This window comes from Streptomyces mutabilis (assembly GCF_014649815.1).
In the GTDB taxonomy this organism is placed as follows: Bacteria; Actinomycetota; Actinomycetes; order Streptomycetales; family Streptomycetaceae; genus Streptomyces; species Streptomyces mutabilis.
Map to the genome: position 1 here is coordinate 1 of NZ_BMTT01000197.1, position 614 is coordinate 614.

The 614-nt window shown below is 37.6% G+C and carries 1 protein-coding gene; it reads right to left on the bottom strand.

Going from position 1 to position 614, the window contains the following annotated elements; translation table 11 throughout:
• Positions 1-614, bottom strand: a 614-nt coding sequence (locus IE142_RS39995) for an ATP-binding cassette domain-containing protein (protein WP_191889469.1), incomplete at both ends; no start/stop codon positions are given.

The window sequence follows — 614 nt, forward strand, 5'->3', positions numbered from 1 at the left end:
TTTTTCACCACCAGATAATACTTTGACTGATTTTTTAATATCATCTTGTGAGAAAAGAAGGCGACCTAATACACTACGCACCGACTGTTCATCGTCTTCTGGCTTCATCCATAAACTCATCCAATCGAAAACGGTCATATCAACTTCAAAATCAGTGGCATGATCTTGTGCATAATAACCTATAGTGGCATTTTCAGACCATTTAACGCGTCCATTATCAGGCATTAATTCACCCACTAATGTTTTGATCATGGTTGATTTACCCACACCATTGGTGCCTAAAATCGCCACTTTTTCGCCCACTTCCAGCATCATATTTACGTCTTTAAATAAAGGCGTATTTGCTTCATAACCTTTAGCAATATTCTCTACTTCTAACGCATTACGAAATAATTTCTTCTCTTGCTCAAAACGAATAAAGGGATTTTGTCGGCTAGAAGCTTTAACTTCGGTTAATTGAATTTTTTCAATTTGTTTTGCACGCGAAGTGGCTTGACGAGATTTTGATGCATTAGCACTAAAGCGGCTAACAAAGGATTGTAATTCACTAATTTGTGCTTTTTTCTTTGCATTATCAGCGAGTAAACGTTCACGCGCTTGTGTTGCCGCTAACA